13 protein-coding genes are annotated in these 17216 nt (G+C 67.1%); 5 read left to right on the forward strand and 8 right to left on the reverse strand.

What is annotated here, in order from left to right; translation table 11 throughout:
- Positions 1 to 80: 80 nt before the first annotated feature.
- Positions 81 to 542, forward strand: coding sequence for a MarR family transcriptional regulator (locus QZ755_RS01475; protein ID WP_294318900.1), 462 nt, complete (start codon positions 81 to 83; stop codon positions 540 to 542).
- Here QZ755_RS01475 and QZ755_RS01480 read toward each other — a convergent pair.
- A complete protein-coding gene (locus QZ755_RS01480; protein WP_294318902.1) occupies positions 536 to 1522 on the reverse strand; it encodes a YihY/virulence factor BrkB family protein in 987 nt (328 codons plus the stop codon). The genes QZ755_RS01475 and QZ755_RS01480 overlap by 7 nt on opposite strands.
- Positions 1523 to 1739: 217 nt before the next feature.
- On the opposite strand from QZ755_RS01480, the gene QZ755_RS01485 reads away from it, so the two are divergent.
- Complete coding sequence (locus tag QZ755_RS01485; RefSeq protein WP_294318905.1) at positions 1740 to 3851, forward strand: BamA/TamA family outer membrane protein; 2112 nt, start codon at positions 1740 to 1742, stop codon at positions 3849 to 3851.
- Positions 3851 to 8077: a translocation/assembly module TamB domain-containing protein gene (locus QZ755_RS01490; protein WP_294318908.1), complete on the forward strand. Its 4227-nt coding sequence runs from the start codon at positions 3851 to 3853 to the stop codon at positions 8075 to 8077. The genes QZ755_RS01485 and QZ755_RS01490 overlap by 1 nt, the downstream gene beginning before the upstream one ends.
- A 30-nt stretch (positions 8078 to 8107) precedes the next feature.
- Here the strand turns inward: QZ755_RS01490 and QZ755_RS01495 are convergent, their stop codons facing one another.
- Positions 8108 to 9256: an endo-1,4-beta-xylanase gene (locus QZ755_RS01495; protein WP_294318911.1), complete on the reverse strand. Its 1149-nt coding sequence runs from the start codon at positions 9254 to 9256 to the stop codon at positions 8108 to 8110.
- A 103-nt stretch (positions 9257 to 9359) separates the two neighbouring features.
- Here QZ755_RS01495 and QZ755_RS01500 point away from each other — a divergent pair, with 103 nt between their 5' ends.
- Positions 9360 to 11489: an alpha-glucuronidase family glycosyl hydrolase gene (locus QZ755_RS01500; protein ID WP_294318914.1), complete on the forward strand. Its 2130-nt coding sequence runs from the start codon at positions 9360 to 9362 to the stop codon at positions 11487 to 11489.
- Between the two features lie 287 nt (positions 11490 to 11776).
- Here QZ755_RS01500 and lexA read toward each other — a convergent pair whose 3' ends face one another.
- From lexA to QZ755_RS01530, 6 genes are all read right to left on the reverse strand, one after another.
- Complete coding sequence (lexA, locus tag QZ755_RS01505) at positions 11777 to 12439, reverse strand: transcriptional repressor LexA (RefSeq protein ID WP_294318917.1); 663 nt, start codon at positions 12437 to 12439, stop codon at positions 11777 to 11779.
- Between the two features lie 53 nt (positions 12440 to 12492).
- Positions 12493 to 13671: a gephyrin-like molybdotransferase Glp gene (glp, locus tag QZ755_RS01510; protein WP_294318919.1), complete on the reverse strand. Its 1179-nt coding sequence runs from the start codon at positions 13669 to 13671 to the stop codon at positions 12493 to 12495.
- Between the two features lie 182 nt (positions 13672 to 13853).
- Complete coding sequence (gene moaC, locus QZ755_RS01515; RefSeq protein ID WP_294318922.1) at positions 13854 to 14321, reverse strand: cyclic pyranopterin monophosphate synthase MoaC; 468 nt, start codon at positions 14319 to 14321, stop codon at positions 13854 to 13856.
- On the reverse strand, positions 14318 to 15094 hold the full coding sequence (trpC, locus tag QZ755_RS01520) for an indole-3-glycerol phosphate synthase TrpC (RefSeq protein ID WP_294318925.1): 777 nt from the start codon (positions 15092 to 15094) through the stop codon (positions 14318 to 14320). Before trpC ends, moaC begins: the two co-directional genes overlap by 4 nt.
- Entirely contained in the window at positions 15091 to 16083 is a 993-nt protein-coding gene (trpD, locus tag QZ755_RS01525) for an anthranilate phosphoribosyltransferase (RefSeq protein ID WP_294318928.1), read from the reverse strand. Before trpD ends, trpC begins: the two co-directional genes overlap by 4 nt.
- Positions 16080 to 16664, reverse strand: coding sequence for an aminodeoxychorismate/anthranilate synthase component II (locus QZ755_RS01530; RefSeq protein WP_294318930.1), 585 nt, complete (start codon positions 16662 to 16664; stop codon positions 16080 to 16082). Before QZ755_RS01530 ends, trpD begins: the two co-directional genes overlap by 4 nt.
- A 111-nt stretch (positions 16665 to 16775) precedes the next feature.
- Here QZ755_RS01530 and QZ755_RS01535 point away from each other — a divergent pair, with 111 nt between their 5' ends.
- Entirely contained in the window at positions 16776 to 17183 is a 408-nt protein-coding gene (locus QZ755_RS01535) for a hypothetical protein (RefSeq protein ID WP_294318933.1), read from the forward strand.
- Positions 17184 to 17216 lie beyond the last annotated feature (33 nt).

Genomic DNA, 17216 nt, shown 5'->3' on the forward strand with positions numbered 1-17216 from the left:
GGACCGACACTACGTTTCGCGCGCGATACAGGTTCCGCGCCGGTTGACGGGCGGCGGGGACGGCGGCAACAATCGCGGCCGTGAACAAACGACTGCTTCTCGACGACTTCCTGCCGTATCGCCTGTCGATCGCATCGAACCGGGTTTCGGACGCGATCGCTTCCACTTATCGTTCGCTGTTCGGGTTGCGCATTCCCGAATGGCGGCTGGTGACGGTCATCGCGGAAAGCGACGGAATTACGCAGCAGGCGCTGTGCGTCGCCACGCGTATGGACAAGGTGACGGTCAGCCGCGGCGCGATCGCGCTGGTCGACCGAGGGCTGGTCGAACGCAGCGCCAATGCCGGGGATCAGCGGTCGCACCTGCTGCGGCTGACCACTTCCGGCCGTGCCCTGTATGAAGAGGTCGCGCCGAAGGCGCTGCTGATCGAGCAGGAATTGTTCGCGTCGTTCAGTGCGCAGGAGATCGACGTCCTGCGCGACATGCTTGCGCGAATACAGGCAGCGGCCGATGCGATGGAGCCGGGCACGGGCGGTCAGTAACGGTCGCGCCGCGGCTTCATCTGACGCCGGTTGGGCAGGCTGTCGGCAAGGCGGGCGCCGCGACGCCCCATCGGAAGGGGGTGGCCGACGGTCGAATCCACCGCCGTCTGGCGCTCCGCCTCCGCATTGATCTCCGCACCGATCAGGATCGCAAGGCTCGATACGAACAGCCACATCAGCAGCACGACGACTGCCCCCAGCGCGCCATAGGTCGCGTTGTAATTGGCAAAGTTCGCCGCATAGACGCCGAACAACACTGTCGCCAGCAGCCACAGGAGCGTGGCGGCAACCGATCCGACTGACAGCCAGCGCCACTTCGCCCGCGCCCGGTCGGGGCCATAGCGGTAGGCAAAGGCGATCGCCGCGCTGGCGATGCTTGCCGCGACCAGCCACGTCGCCCCTTGGATCAGGATGGCGCCTGCGGTGCCGAGGAACGCCGTCTCGCTGCGGATCCAGGTCAATACGCCCGCAGACAGGATGCCGACGACCGCCGCGACGATCGCCGCGATGGTCAGCATCGCCGACAACAGGGTGGTGGTGACGATGCTGCGTTCGTCCTCTTCCTCATAGATCACATTCAGCGCCTGGATGATGGCACTCGCGGCGCGCATCGCGCCATAGATCGACAGCAGCAGTGCAATCAGCAGGCCGATGCCCGCCTGAGACGATGCGGTGGTGACTACCGCGATCAGCTGGTCCGAGATCAGCCGGGCGGCGTCCGCCGGAACCAGTTCGAAAATGGTCTGCATATGCCGCGCCACGGTCGACGGGTCGGCGATCAGGCCATAAGTCATCACGATTGCGCCTAGCAGCGGCACGAACGACAGGAAGGCATAGAAGGCCACCCCCGCCGCCATCAGCGTCAGATTATGGTAGCCGACCATTGTGTAGACGCGGATGAAGATCGCGCGCCATGCCGGCCACGGATGCTGCCATGGATGTTCGGACTGGCTTCCCGGCACCTTGGCAGGGTCGATCACAGGTACGCTATCGGTCAACGCGGCTCCCCTTCGCTCCGCCTAACCAACGCAGCGCCGGCCCGATCGGATGCAGCGCGACGTACAAAATGAACCAATTCCCTCGACTTGCGTTTCTGGGTTCACGGGGGTTGTGCGTTGCAGCGTCCGTCGAAGGGGACGGGGACAGGTTTTGGGGGAATTTCGCGTACGGAAGGTTATTGCGCTGCTCGCCAGTACGATGCTGATCCCAGTCGCCGATGCGCAGGACCGGGCATCGCCATCCGTCGGTACGATCGCCCAGCAACCACCGGTCGAACCAATCGTTCCCGATCGCGAATTCGAGTCGGCGTTGCCGACCCTGTCGGGCGACATCAATGCCCCGCTGGAACCGATGTCCGCGTTCGACGCCAAGCCCGCACCGGCGCCGCAGGTCCAGCCGCTCCCGGCTCCTACGGCACCCGCAACCGAAGCACAGCGACCGGCAGAGACGCTGCCCGATGCCGTGCTGCCCGAAGCACCCGAATTGGCCCAGCCGCTGACGCCGCTGTCGTCGTTCGACGTGACGCCGGTCGAGGTTGCCGGGGTCGATGACAAGCGAGCGGTCGAGATCCGCTATGACACGGTGGTCAACGGCCTTGACGCGATCGACGGCGAAGCGCAGTTCCGCGCGCTGTCGGCGTTGCGGGAGGGCGACGGCAAGGCCGCGAACGCCGCCATGGTACAGGCCCGCGCCAAGGAGGACGAGCAGCTGGCCGTCCGTATCATGCGGGCCAAGGGCTATTATGACGGCACCGCGACCTCCGCGATCGAATCGCCGCCCGGCGGGCGGGTGCGCGCCGTGGTGACGGCGGTTCCGGGGAAGCAGTTTACGCTCGGGTCGATCCGCGTCGATACCCAGCCGACCGTGCCGCCCAATCTGGTCCAGCGCGAATTGCCGCTGAAGGTCGGCGATCCGATCGACGCCGAACGCATCCAGGCCGCCGAGGCGAATGTCAGCCTGAAGCTGCCGCAGCAGGGCTATCCCTTCGTCCAGGTCGGCGACCGGGACATCCTTCTCGACGATACGACCGTCACCGGCGCCTATACCCTTCCGGTCACGACCGGACCGCGGTCGTCGTTCGGCACCTATTCGACCACCGGCAAGCTGGCGTTCGATGCCGAACATGTCGGCGTGCTGGCCCGGTTCAGGCAGGGTGAGCTGTACGACAATCGCAAGGTTGACGATATGCGCGCGGCATTGGTGTCGACGGGGCTGTTCTCCGGCGTATCGGTCGAGCCGCAGCGGACCGGACAGATCGCGCCGGACGGTACCGAATATGTCAACCTACTGGTGAAGCAGGATGCCGGGCCGGCGCGCACGCTTGCGGGCGAGGCCGGGTACGGCACCGGGCAGGGTGTCCGCATCGAAGGGTCGTGGACGCACCGCAACCTGTTCCCGCCCGAAGGCGCGCTGATCGTGCGCGGCGTGGCAGGGACGCAGGAACAGGGCGCGGGCGTCACCTTCCGCCGCTCCAACGCCGGACGGCGCGACCGCACCTTCCAGATTCTCGCCAATGCCAGCCGCAGCAATTACAACGCGTTCGAGGCGTTCACCGGGACGCTGGGCGTCCGCTGGTCCTATGATTCGACGCCGATCTGGCAGAAGCGCTTCACCTATGCCTATGGCGGTGAGCTGATCGGTACGAACGAAGACACGTATGACTTTGCGGTCGGTGAACGTCGTCGAAAGACCTATGGTATCGCCGCGCTGCCGCTGTTCGCAGGGTTCGATACGTCCGACAACCTGCTGAACCCGACCAAGGGCTTCCGTCTGAAGCTCAACGTCAGCCCCGAAGCATCGGTGCAGGGTGCGGCGCGGCCTTATGGCCGGTTCATGATCGAAGGCACCGGCTATTACCCGATCGGTGACAGCATCGTCATTGCGGGCCGGGCCCGCGCGGGATCGATCCAGGGGATCGCCCGTGACGACCTTGCCCCCTCGCGGCGTTATTATGCCGGCGGCGGCGGGTCGGTGCGCGGCTTCGGGTTCCAGGAACTCGGCCCTCGCACCCCGGAAGTGGACGAAGACGGCAACAACCTGAACCGTCCGATCGGCGGGCGCAGCCTGAACGAATTCGCGCTGGAGGCGCGGTATCGCTTCGGCAATTTCGGGATCGTGCCGTTCATCGACGCCGGGCAGGTATATGAATCAAGCCTGCCCAAGGGGTCCGATCTGCGCTTTGGCGCGGGCATTGGCGGCCGTTTCTACACCAATTTCGGCCCGATGCGGGTCGACGTTGCCACGCCGATCGCCCGGCGCCCCGGAGAATCCAAGATCGCGCTCTATATCTCGATCGGGCAGGCTTTCTGATGACCGACGCCGACATGCCCGCCGCCGAAACCGTCGTCGTGCGCGACCGACCGCTTTGGATCAAGATCCTGAAATGGGTCGGCATCGCGATCGTCGCGCTGCTACTGCTGTTGGTGGCGCTGGTGTTCGCGCTGAACACCGGGCCGGGGCGGGGTTTCATCGTCGGGAAGCTCGATGGTTATACCACGGCGTCGGGACTGAAGATCAATATCGGCAGGATCGACGGTTCGCTCTATGGCGCGATGACCGTCCGCGACCTGCGGCTGAGCGATACGAAGGGCGTCTTTGCCTATTCCCCGCAAATCGCGGTGGACTGGCGGCCGTTCGCCTTTGCGAACGGGCATGTCGATATTCGCAGCCTGACCAGCCCGCTCATCCGCTATGCGCGCAATCCGGTGCTGAAGGATACGCCACCGGGCGACCCGAATGCGCCGCTGCTGCCCGATTACGACATCGATGTGAACCGTCTGGCGGTCGACCGGATCGAGGTCGGCCCGGCAGTGACCGGCCAGCGCCATATCGCGAAGCTGGACGGCGCGGTGCATATCGCCGACCGCCGGGCGCAGGTGACGGCGAATGCCGCCACCATTGCCGCGCCGGGCCTGGCAGGCGGTGACCGCGTCGCGCTGAAGCTCGATGCCGTGCCCGACGACAATCGCTTCGACATTGATGCCCGGATCACCGGACCCGCCAATGGCATGATCGCCGGTATGGCTGGTCTCAAGGCACCGATCGTCGCGACGATCGACGGCCAGGGCGACTGGCGCAACTGGCGCGGCCGGCTGTCCGGCACGCTGGGCGGGAAGCCGCTTGCCGACCTGGCGCTGACCGGACGCGAGGGGCGTTTCACGGTGCGCGGATCGACCCAGCCGGGCCTGATCCTGCAGGGACCAGTCGAACGGCTAACCGCACCGCGCCTCGACGTCGCGATCGATGCCACGCTGGCGGATCGCAAGGCCGATACTCGTATCCAGCTGCGTTCCAGCGCGCTGGCAGTGAATGCTGCCGGTCTGCTCGATCTCGGCAACAGCCGCTTCGGCAATTTCCGGACCGAAGCGATGCTGCTGACGCCCGGTGCGATCGCGCCCAACCTGAACGGTCGATCGGTCCGCGCTGCGATGGTGCTGGACGGCGGGTTCGGCACGCCGACGGTGGATTACAAGGTGCAGGCGGCTGCGTTGGGCTTTGGCGAGACGGTGGTCGAGCAACTCTATGCCGAGGGCAAGGCGACGGTCGACGCCGACCGCATCCTGATCCCGATCGCAGCCAAGGCAAGGCGCATTTCCGGCCTGAACGCGGCGGTCGGCGGACTCGTGACGAACGTCGCGATCAACGGCGATCTGGCGATCAACGGCGATCAGGTGCTGTCCGACAATCTGCGCATCCGGTCCGACCGGATCGATGCGACCGCGATCGTCGCCGCGAACCTGACCACCGGACGCTATACCGGGGCGATCAAGGGGCGGATCAACGATTACGAGATCGCCAGCATCGGCATCCTGAACCTGACGACCGATGCCAGCCTCTATACCGCGCCGCAGGGCGGGTTCGGGATCAAGGGGCGGGTCGTCGCGCAGACCACGCGGCTGTTCAACGACGGCATCCGCAACTTCTTGGGCGGTAACGTGACCACTACCCGCGCCGATGTCGGAGTCGGGCCGGACGGGATCGTCAGCTTCGCCAATGTCCGGATGAATGCGCCGCAGTTCCGCATCACCAACGGGTCCGGACGGTATGATCCGGCCGGGCCGCTCGTCTTCAATGCCGACGCCTATTCGACGCAATATGGGCCGCTGAGCGCGCGGGTGAGCGGCACCGTTGCCGCGCCGCAGGTGGTGTTGCGGGCCGCGCGTCCCGGCGTGGGCGTCGGTCTGACCGGGCTGGAGGCACGGGTGCGGGGGCAGGGTGATCGCTATGCGATCCAGGCGACGGGCAATACCGATTACGGCCCGTTCCGTGCCGATGTGCTGCTGTCGACCGCACCCCGGCTGGCGGCGGACATCCGTTCGGCGACCTTCGCGGGCATGAACATCGACGGCCGGATCGAAGCGACGAACGCTGGACCCTTTGCGGGCCGGATCAACTTTGCGGGGTCGGGCGTGGCCGGCATCGCCCGCCTGTCCGCGCAGGGCAAGTTCCAGCGTGCCGACGTCAATGCCCAGGCCTCCAACGCCGTTATTCCCGGCAATATGGGCCTGCGCATTGGTCGCGCGATCGTCACCGGCAGCGCGGTGCTGTACGACCAGCCGGAGATCGTGGCCGACGCACAGGTCGCCAACCTGTCAATGGGCGACTTTCTTCTCCAGCGCAGCCGGGCGAAGATCAACTATCGCGGCGGCAACGGTACGGCACAAATGTTCGCCGAGGGTTCGTCGGGCGTGCCGTTCCGCGTCGCCGCCAATGCGAAGCTGCGGCCGAACGAGTATCTCGTCGCGTTGCAGGGGGTCGCCAATTCGATCCCGTTCAAGACGGTCAATCCGGCGCGGATCGCATCGGCTCCGGGCGGCTATAGACTGTACCCGACGCGGATCGATTTCGACCAGGGGTCGATCCGTGCCGCGGGTGTCTATGGCAACGGCATGTCGATCCAGACGCGGCTCGACCGGCTCGACCTGAGCATCGTCAATGCCTTCGTGCCGGGCACCGGAATTGGTGGCACCGCGACCGGCAGCCTCGATTTCGCGCAGGCCGCGGATCAGAGCTTCCCGCGTGCCGACGCCCGGCTGACCATTCGCAATTTCCAGCGTACCAGCCTCGCCTCGATCTCCGAACCGGTCGACATCGTCTTTGCGGGCGACTTGCGTCCCGAGGGTGGCAGTGGGCGGGCGCTGATCCGGCGCGGTACGACCACCGTTGGGCGGATGGTTGCGAATCTGCGCCCCCTGCCGCCGGGCAGCGGGTCGTGGGTCACGCGGATGCTGGCGGCGCCGTTGTCGGGCGGTATCCGCTATAACGGGCCGGCGGGGGTGCTGTTCTCCTTCGCCGGGCTGGCCGACCAGCAATTGTCGGGACCGATCGGCCTTGCCGCCGATTTCGGTGGACGGGTGCAGGCGCCGCAGCTGGCCGGCGTCGTCCGGGCGAACAACCTGACCTATGAAAATGAGGCGCTGGGCACGCGCCTCACCAATCTCGGCATCGACGGACGGTTCACCAATGATCGGTTCGAACTGACCCAGCTGCGCGCGCGTGCCGGTGAGGGCACCGTGGCGGCTCAGGGAATGGTCGGACTGGCGGCGAACAGCGGCTTCCCGATCGACATCAAGGCGCAGTTGCGTAACGCCCAACTGGCCCGCAGCGACGCGTTGGGCGCATCGGCGACCGGCGATATCCGTATTCAGAACGGGCGCGACGGCGGGCTGATTTCCGGCGACATCGTGATCCCCGAGGCGCGGTATCAGATCATCCGACAGGGTGCCGCCGAGGTCCCCGAACTGACCGGGGTCCGCCGCAAAAGCGATGCGAACCGGCCCAATGCCGCGCAGCAGCGGCAGGCAGCGGCGTCCGCCGGCCTGTTCCGCCTTGCGCTCAGGGTTCGGGCGAACAACCGGCTGTTCGTGTCGGGCATGGGGCTGGAGTCGGAATGGCAGGCCGATCTGCGGATCGCGGGCACCTCGTCAGCACCGACCATCAACGGTCAGATGCGGATGATCCGGGGGACCTATTCGTTCGCGGGCAAGCGGTTCGAGGTCGAACGCGGCGTGATCCGGTTCGAGGGCTCGGACTTCACCAACCCGGTCATCGACATCGCGGCGACGACTACCGCCGAAGGTGTGACTGCAACGATCAATGTCACTGGCACCGCCCAGGCACCGCAGATCGCGTTTACCTCGACGCCGTCGCTGGCGCAGGACGAGGTGCTGTCGCGGTTGCTGTTCGGCAGCTCGGTGACGAACCTGTCGGCGACCGAGGCGATCCAGCTGGCCGCCGCGCTCAATTCGCTGCGCGGGTCGGGCGGTGGCGGGCTGAATCCGCTGGGCAAGCTGCGTTCGGCCACCGGGTTCGACCGGCTGCGCGTGCTGGGCGGTGATGAGGCGAGCGGGCGTGGTACCTCGCTGGCAGCGGGCAAGTATCTGACCGACGACATCTATGTCGAGATCATCACCGACGCGCGCGGTTTCACCGCCACGCAGATCCAGATCGCGCTGAGCAAGACGCTGAGCCTGCTGTCGCAAACCGGATCGTTCGGTGGGTCGAACGCGTCGCTGCGCTACAGCCGGGATTATTGAGGGGCGGCGGCGGGTGACGCCGCCGCCGGCTCACGCGCTGTAGGAGACGCCTTTGGCGAGCGAAGCGATCATCGCGTCGCGCAGTGGCTTGGGACGGAGGTCCATGTCATAGGGGCAGCCACGCGCGACGGCGCCATCGGGACGCGGCTCGAACCCCCGCAGCCAGCTGTACCGGTCGCTCAGTCCCCAGGCGAGGACGTCACCGAGCTGTGGATAGGACAGCATGATGTCCAGATAGGCACGGGCGAAGTCGGCGACACCGCGGTCGCGCGGGCCGATCGCGATGGGAAGGCCACGATCGCGAACGTCGAATTCGGTGATGACCAGCCGGTATCCCATCGCCACGACCCGATCGAGAAACCGCCGCCATTCCGGCTCCAGCCGGTGCGCGACCGCACCGGCATTACTGGTCGGCTGGAACAGGCCGATATGCGACTGGACCCCCAGCGCATCGACCGGCGTTCCCCGCCGGCGGAACGCCTCCAGCAGCGACAGCACGCCGGCGCGATGCTTCTCGTTGCCGTCTTCCCAGCTCATATAGTCGTTATAGACCAGCTGGGCATGGGGCGCGGCGGCGCGCGCGGTGCGGAAGGCGTGGTCGAGGACATTGATCGTGCCGCCCATCGCCGGCGATAACGAGGTCTCGCGCAGTCCGCCGGTATCGGGATCGACCGCTTCGTTCACCACGTCATAGCTGTAGATCTTGCGGCCATAGCGTCTGGTAACGGTCTCGATATGGCGGTCGAGGATACCCGCTGCTGCCGTTGCTGGGCGCTGGCCGAAGTCATAGCCGTTCAGCCATGCCGGGAACCATTTGGAATAGGCCCAGTAGAGCGTGTGGCCGCGCATCGCGAAGCCGTGGCGCATCGCCCAGTCGACCATCGCGTCAAACTGGGTAAAGGCGAACCGGTCTGCGGCGGGGCGGATCGCTTGCCACTTCATCTGGTTCTCGGCGACCAGCACGGCGCAGTCGCGTTGCAGCAGCGCGGCATAGGCGGGATTGTCGAACGATCCGGCGTCGCGTCCCGGCGGCGCCCATGCGAATGCCGATCCGAAGCGCCGCCCGCCTTGTGCAGCGGCGGTCTTCAGCGTCAGCGGCACCGGGGCGGCGGGCGCGGCCTGTGCCGCGAGCAGCGCGGCGCCCCCCGCCAGCACGCTGCGGCGATCGATTACGGTCATCAACCTCTCCCATCTCCACGTTCTTCGACGTGATAGCGTTACCATCGGCGGGATGATATGGCGGTGTCAACACCGTCGATCAGACGGGAACAGGGGACGCAGGATGCTGAAATCGCTTGGGTGGATCGCGCTGCTATGCATCGCATGGGTGACGCCGGCCCAGGCGGAGGACGGTTATGACCTGTGGCTGCGCTATCGCGCGCTGCCCGCCGCACAGGCGGATGCGGTTGCGCTTCGTGCGACGGTCATCGTCCGTGACGAGCAGGATGCGACGGTCGCATTGGCGGCGCAGGAACTGGTGCGGGGGCTGTCCGGGTTGACCGGGCGGACGGTCGGTATCGGCGCGGCGGGGGATGGCGCGATCGTTATCGGGACGGCGCGGTCGCCGCGGATCGTCGCGCTGGACCTGCCGCTCCCGGGTTTGGGGCCGGAGGGATATGTCCTGCGGTCGATGATGGTCGACGGGCGGCCAGCGACGGTGATTGCGGCGAACGGCCCGGTCGGGGTGTTGTACGGCGCCTTCCGGCTGCTGCGGATCGCGCAGACCGGGCAGCCGCTCGACCGGCTGGCGATCATCGAGCGGCCGCGGCTGGCGCTGCGGGTGTTGAACCATTGGGACAATCCCGACCGTTATGTCGAGCGCGGCTATGCCGGGCAGTCGCTATGGGACTGGCAGAAGCTGCCGGGCTTCACCGATCCGCGCTACACCGATTATGCACGGGCGAATGCGTCGGTCGGGATCAACGGCACGGTGCTGAACAACGTCAACGCCAGCCCCGACATGCTGACCCCGGCGTTTTTGGAGAAGGTCGCACGGCTGGCGGCGATCTTCCGGCCGTGGGGCATCCGGGTCTACTTGTCGGCGAAGTTCTCCGCGCCGATCGAGGTCGGCGGCCTGAAGACCGCCGATCCGCTCGACCCGCAGGTTGCCGCGTGGTGGCGGGCCAAGGCGGACGAAATCTATGCCTGCATCCCCGATTTCGGCGGCTTTCTGGTAAAGGCCAATTCGGAGGGACAGCCGGGGCCGGGTGACTATGGCCGCAGCCACGCCGAGGGGGCGAACATGCTCGCCGCCGCGCTGAAGCCCCATGGCGGGGTCGTGATGTGGCGGGCGTTCGTCTATGCCCATGACAAGCCCGAGGATCGTGCGAAGCAGGCCTATAGCGAGTTCCAGCCGCTGGATGGCACGTTCGCCGACAATGTGATCGTGCAGGTGAAGAACGGGCCGATCGATTTCCAGCCGCGCGAGCCGTTCCATCCGCTGTTCGGGGCGATGCCGCGCACGCCGTTGATGATGGAAGTGCAGATCACCAAGGAGTATCTGGGGTTTGCCACCCATCTCGCCTATCTGGGGACGATGTGGGAGGAGGTGTTGCGGAGCGACACTTGGCGCCCGCGTAAGGGTTCGACCGTGGCTGATGTGCTGGCCCGGCCGGGCGGGCTGACCGGCATGGCCGGGGTCGCGAATGTCGGGACCGATCGCAACTGGTCGGGGTCGCAGTTCGACCAGGCGAACTGGTACGCCTTTGGGCGGATGGCGTGGAACCCCGATGATCGGGCGAGCGACATCGCGCGGGACTGGGCGGCGATGACCTGGGGAACGGCGGTGGCCGACCCGGTGGCGGCGATGATGCTGCGGTCGCGGCAGGCGGTGGTCGACTATATGATGCCGCTTGGGCTGCATCACCTGTTCGCGACGGGGCATCATTACGGGCCGGGACCGTGGGTCGACGATCTGGCGCGGCCGGACTGGAACCCGGTCTATTATCACAAGGCGGACCGGGCGGGGATCGGGTTCGACCGGACGCGGAGCGGCAGCGACGCGGTGGGGCAATATGCGCCCGCGCTGGCCAAGCGGTGGGGAAATTCGGCGACGGTGCCCGAGGACCTGCTGTTGTGGTTCCACCATGTGCCGTGGGAGCGGCGGATGGCGTCGGGTCGGACGCTGTGGGAGGAACTGGTCGCGCGGTACGACCAGGGCGTGGCGGAGGTCGCGGCGATGCAGGGGCAATGGGCGGCGCTGAAGGGGCAGGTCGACGATCAGCGCCATGCCGAGGTCAGCCAGTTCCTGACGATCCAGCGGGCCGAGGCGCAATGGTGGCGGGATGCCTGTATCGCCTATTTTGCCGAGGTTTCGGGGCGGGCGTTGCCAGCGGGGGTGGCGCCGCCGGCGCATCCGTTGGCATGGTACAAGGCCGTTCGGACGCCCTATGCTCCGGGGAATGGGCGGTAGGTTTCCGCTGGTTGGGAGCAGGGGGCGGTTCGGAGCCTAGATGACGTCAGCGGCGAACTTGATCGTCCTGACCCTCGCGCGGCTTCGCCGCTCCCCCCCTCTCCCGCTGGCAGAGGGAAAGACCGTTTCAAATCGGTCGTAGCGCTAAGGTCACGGTCGCTCGTCAAAGCCGGACGAAATTCGTGACCTGCCATTCTGTCTAAATGTCTGTCAACAAACAGCTATTCGGCCAAAGTTCACGAAGTTCACACTTGCCGCGTTTTCAACGGCAAATGTGCTGTTGCGACTCAGTAGCGACGCAGCAGGCCGGCCAGCTTGCCCTGTACGCGCACCTGTTCGGGGCGGTAGCGTTGCGGATCGTAGCTGCGGTTCGCCGGGTCGAGGCGGATCATCGCGCCTTCGCGACGGAAATATTTGAGCGTCGCCTCGCTATCCTCGATCAGTGCGACCACGATTTCGCCGTCTCGGGCGGTTTCGGTGCGGCGGACAAGGGCATAGTCGCCATCGAGGATGCCGGCCTCCACCATCGAATCACCGGCAACTTCGAGCGCATAGTGATCGCCGGCACCCAGCAGCGCGGCGGGAACGGGCAAGGTCGCCTGCCCCTCGATCGCCTCGATCGGGACACCGGCGGCGATGCGGCCGTGCAGCGGCAGTTCGACGACATCGTTGGCCGGCTGCGGCATCGCACGGGGGGCTGCCGATGGCTTTACCGCCGGCTTCTTCGCGACCGGGCGGTCGGGCATCCGCAACACCTCCAGCGCGCGTGCGCGATTGGGCAGGCGGCGGATGAATTCGCGTTCCTCCAGCGCCGAGATCAGGCGGTGGACACCCGACTTCGACTTGAGGTCGAGCGCTTCCTTCATCTCCTCGAACGAGGGGGAGACCCCGGTCGCCTTCAACCGGTCGTCGATGAAGCAGATCAACTCGTGCTGCTTACGCGTCAGCATAACGTCCTCCGTCGGAACAGACGTGGAACCAATAGGAAACGATTTTTGTGGCGTCAAGCGAGTTGCAGGATTTCCGCCGAGTCGCCTGCGTCTGCTGCCGGGGCATGGGGCGCGCGCACGATAAGGCAGTCGGAGCGGGCAAGCGTGCGCAGCATCGAGCTGTCCTGAATGGCGGCGGTCGACACCTGTCCGTCGATCAGGACGCCACGCAGATAGTCCTGCCGCGCGCCATTGGCGGGAAGCGGATGGTCGAGCGTGGCGCGGATGCTGCGTGGCATCGGATCGGCGGCACCGGCGATGCGCGCGGCGAGCGGGCGGACGAAGAGCAGGGCGGTGATGAACGACGACACCGGATTGCCCGGCAGGCCGAGGACGGCGGCATCGCGCAACCGGCCCGCCAGCATCGGCTTCCCCGGACGCAGCGCGATCCGCCAGAAATCGAGTTCGCCGCCTGCCGCCGCGAGGGCGGGGCGGACAAGATCGTGGTCACCGACCGACGCGCCGCCGGTGGTGACCAGCAGGTCACAATCGACCGAGGCGAATGCGTCGACCAGCGCGTCCATCCGGTCAGGCAGGATGCCCAGATCGATGCGGTCGACCGGCAGATCGGCGAGCAGCCCGGCCAGCATCAGGCCGTTGGATTCGGGGAGCTGGTCTTCGCGCAAAGGCTGTCCGGCAGGCACCAGTTCGTCGCCGGTGGCGGCGATGGCGATGCGCGCCCGGCGACCGACCGACAGCGTGCCGTGGCCGGCGATCGCGGCGAGTGCGGCGCGGGCAGGCGTGATGCGCTCACCAGCGGCGATCAGCAGGTCGCCTTCGCGGAAATCGAGGCCGGCGCGGCGGACATTGCCGCCGCGGACCGGGCCTTCGCCCGACAGGTGCAGGCGGGTGCCGTCGCGGGTCGCCTCTTCCTGCACCAGCACGCAGTCGGTGCCGGCCGGCATCGCCGCGCCGGTGAAGATGCGGGTGGCCTGACCGGCGATGACGGTGCCGGGGAAGGACGCGCCCGCCGCGCTCTCGCCGATCACGTCCCACGGGCCGGGCAGGTCGTCGAAGCGGATGGCGTAGCCGTCCATCGCGGACAGGGGGCGGGCGGGCTGGGTGCGCAGCGCGCGGACGTCGGTCGCGGCGTAGCGGCCGAGCGCTTCGGTCAGGGAGAGGGTTTCGGGCGTGACGGGGCGGGCGAGCGCGAGAACGCGGGCCTGCGCTTCGGCGACGGGGAGAAGGGGCATGGTGGGGCCTTTGCCAGAACTAGTGCGGGGTCTTCGGTAGCAGGCGTGACGGATGAGCGATCAACGTCCTTAGCATCGTCATTACCGCGAAGGCGGGAACCCATATACGCTGGCGGTCGTGGCTTTCAGTGGCGTTGCGTCTATGAATCCCCGACTTCGCGGGGATGACGATAAGGGGGGATTCAATCCCGCGCCCAGTCACCCGACTTGCCACCCTGTTTTTCCAGCAGGCACACGCCCTCGATCGTCATCGCCTTGTCAATTGCCTTCGCCATGTCATAGATGGTGAGGAGTGCGGCCGAAGTCGCTGTCAATGCTTCCATTTCCACGCCGGTCTTGCCATCGGTCGCGGCTGTTGCGGTGACGCGGATGGCATCGGCTTCGAACGCGAACTCGACCGATGCCTTGGTCAGCGGCAGGGGGTGGCACAGCGGGATCAGGTCGCTGGTGCGCTTGGCCGCCATGATGCCGGCGACGCGGGCGACGGCGAGGACGTCGCCCTTCTTGACCAGCCCGTCGCGGATCGCGGTCAGTGCTTCGGCTGCCATTACGATGCGGCCGGTGGCGATGGCCTGGCGGCGGGTTGCAACCTTGCCGCCGACATCGACCATGCGCGCGCTGCCATCGGCGTCGAGATGGGTGAGGCTCAAGCGATCATCGCCCGCGTCGCCGCCTCGACATCGGCGTGACGCATCAACGCCTCGCCGATCAGGAAGCAGCGGACGCCGCGCTCGGCCATCGCATCGAGGTCCGCGCGGGACGTCAGGCCGCTTTCGGCGACGAAGGTGCAGCCGGCAGGGGCGTGGGCGACCAGTTCATAGGTCCGCTCAAAACTGACCGTGAAGTCCTTCAGATTGCGGTTGTTTACGCCGATCAGGCGCGACTGTAGTGCTAGCGCGCGGTCCAGTTCGGCGCGGTCGTGGACCTCGACCAGCACGTCCACGCCACGTTCGATGGCGGCGGCCTCGATCTCCGCCATTTGCGCGTCCGACAGCGCGGCGACGATGATGAGGATCGCGTCGGCGCCCAGCGCGCGGGCCTCGGCCACCTGCCACGGATCGACGTTGAAGTCCTTGCGCAGGACGGGCAGGTCGCACGCGGCACGGGCGGCGACCAGATAGTCGTCGGCGCCCTGGAAATAGTCGATATCGGTCAGGACCGACAGGCACGCCGCACCACCCGCCTGATAGGCGCGGGCATGGGCAGGGGGATCGAAATCGGCGCGGATCAGCCCCTTGGACGGGCTGGCCTTCTTGATCTCGGCAATCAGCGCATGGCCGGGCTTGGCATCGAGCGCGGCGCGGAAGCCGCGCGGGGCGCTTCGTTCGCTGGCGCGGGCGTCGAGGTCGGCAATGCTGCCGCGGGCGCTGCGAGCGGCGACTTCGGCGCGCTTGGTGGCGAGGATGGTGTCGAGCATCGTCATGAATAGGCGATCCATTGGTCGAGCAGGCGGTCGGCGGCGCCCGAATCGATGACCTCGGCGGCGCGTTCCGCGCCATCGCGCAGGTCGGTGGCGGTATCGGCGATCAGCAGCGCAGCGGCAGAATTGAGCAGCACCGCGTCGCGATAGGGACCCTTCTGACCGCGCAGCAGGGCGCGCAGGGCGGCGGCGTTATGTGCGGCATCGCCGCCGCGGATCGCGCTGATCGGATGGCGGGTGAGGCCGGCATCCTCGGGCACGATGCGGTCGGCCATGGTCATGCCGACGGGCACGACGATGGTGGGGCCGGCGCCGGAGATTTCGTCCAGCCCCTCCTCGCCCGACACGATCAGCGCGGTTTCGGCGCCGAGCAGCTCCATCGCCTCGGCATAGACGGTCGCGTAATCGGGGCGGGCGATGCCGATCAGTTGGCGGGTGGTGCGCGCGGGATTGGCGAGCGGTCCCATCAGGTTGAAGATGGTGCGGCGCCCGATCCGCTGGCGGATGGGGGTGATGCGCTTCATCGCCGGATGATGGTTGGCAGCGAAGAGGAAGGCGATGCCGATGTCGTTGAGCGTCGCTTCGGCCATCGCGCCGGCCAGACCCATATCGAGGCCGAGGGCTTCGAGGGTGTCGGCGGCCCCCGCCTTGCTGGAGGCGGCGCGGTTGCCGTGCTTGGCGACGGGCACGCCGCTGGCGGCGACGACCAGGCTGACGGCGGTGGAGACGTTGAGGGTATGGTGCCCGTCTCCGCCGGTGCCGCACACGTCGATCGCGCCGGCCGGGCCGTCGATCGGGATCATCCGGTGGCGCAGCGCGCGGGCGGCCTCGGCAATCTCGATGCTCGTCTCGCCGCGAATGGCGAGGTCGGTCAGGAAGGTCGCGATGGCGTCGTCCGACACCGTGCCGTCGAGGATCGCGGCGAACGCTTCGGCAGCACTCTGGTGGCTGAGCGGCGTCGACGGATCGGGGAGCAGGGTGGTGACGGTCATGCCGGCATCGTCGCGGAAAGGCCCGCGTCCTTCAGGAAATTGGCGAGCATGGCGTGGCCATGTTCGGTGGCGATGCTTTCCGGGTGGAACTGCACGCCGTGGATGGGCAACTCACGGTGGCGGAAGCCCATGACGCTGCCGTCCGACGCAGTGGCGTTGACCGCCAGCACCTCCGGAATATCGGTCACGATCAGCGAGTGATAGCGGGTCGCGGTGAACGGCGAGGGGAGGCCGGTAAAGACGCCGGTGCCGTCATGCTCGATCGGCGACGTCTTGCCGTGCATCAGCCCGCCGCGCACGACCCTTCCCCCGAAATGCTGGCCGATCGCCTGATGACCGAGGCAGACGCCGAGCAGCGGGCGCCGTGCTTCGGCGCAAGCGGCAACGAGGTCGAGCGAGATGCCGGCCTCGGTCGGGGTGCAGGGGCCGGGGGAGATCAGGAATCCCTGTGCATTGCTGGCCAGCGCGTCCGCCGCGGTCATGCCGTCGTTGCGTTCGACGCGGACCTCCACGCCCAGTTCCATCAGGTAATGGACGAGGTTCCAGGTGAAGCTGTCGTAATTGTCGATGACGAGGATCATGGCACCGCCATAGCGTCCTGTCGGCAGGGTGCAACGGCAGGAAATCTTCGCGCGTTCATGTCGTGGTCATCGGTGCGGTCGCGTATGGACGGCGGATCAGGAGTTACGACTATGGCGCGTTGGGGTTTGGCGGGACTTGCTCTGGCGGTAGCGGCGCCCGCGCTGGCGCAGGACACGCCGCCCGAACCGCCGCCGCAGCGGGTGCGCAACGCCACCGTCTATGGCGAGGAAGCCTGTCCCAAGCCCGACAGCGACGACGAGATCGTGGTCTGCGCGCGCCTAGGCGAGAATGAACGCTATCGCATTCCCAAGCGGTTCCGCAATCCGCCCGACAAGTCGTCGGCGGGCGCAAGCTGGGCGGTCAGGGCCGACAGCGCGATGGAAGAGGCCCGTGTCGGGCGGCCCAACAGCTGTTCGGTCGTGGGAACGGGCGGGCAGACCGGCTGTACCCAGGCGATGCTGCGGAACTGGTTCGCATGGCGGCGCGACCAGGAGGCGCAGCAGCGCGACATTCCCTGAAGGCGCATGATCGGGGCTGTCGGTGCCAAGGGG

The organism is uncultured Sphingomonas sp., from assembly GCF_913776855.1.
Classification (GTDB): Bacteria; Pseudomonadota; Alphaproteobacteria; order Sphingomonadales; family Sphingomonadaceae; genus Sphingomonas.

Bases quoted from the DNA above. Each gene is read 5' to 3' on its own strand.
- QZ755_RS01485 (WP_294318905.1), top strand. From the start codon at position 1,740: ATGCTGATCCCAGTCGCCGATGCGCAGGACCGGGCATCGCCATCCGTC.
- QZ755_RS01490 (WP_294318908.1), top strand. From the start codon at position 3,851: ATGACCGACGCCGACATGCCCGCCGCCGAAACCGTCGTCGTGCGCGAC.
- QZ755_RS01495 (WP_294318911.1), bottom strand. From the start codon at position 9,256: ATGACCGTAATCGATCGCCGCAGCGTGCTGGCGGGGGGCGCCGCGCTG.
- QZ755_RS01500 (WP_294318914.1), top strand. From the start codon at position 9,360: ATGCTGAAATCGCTTGGGTGGATCGCGCTGCTATGCATCGCATGGGTG.
- lexA (WP_294318917.1), bottom strand. From the start codon at position 12,439: ATGCTGACGCGTAAGCAGCACGAGTTGATCTGCTTCATCGACGACCGG.
- glp (WP_294318919.1), bottom strand. From the start codon at position 13,671: ATGCCCCTTCTCCCCGTCGCCGAAGCGCAGGCCCGCGTTCTCGCGCTC.
- trpC (WP_294318925.1), bottom strand. From the start codon at position 15,094: ATGACGATGCTCGACACCATCCTCGCCACCAAGCGCGCCGAAGTCGCC.
- trpD (WP_294318928.1), bottom strand. From the start codon at position 16,083: ATGACCGTCACCACCCTGCTCCCCGATCCGTCGACGCCGCTCAGCCAC.
- QZ755_RS01530 (WP_294318930.1), bottom strand. From the start codon at position 16,664: ATGATCCTCGTCATCGACAATTACGACAGCTTCACCTGGAACCTCGTC.
- QZ755_RS01535 (WP_294318933.1), top strand. From the start codon at position 16,776: ATGGCGCGTTGGGGTTTGGCGGGACTTGCTCTGGCGGTAGCGGCGCCC.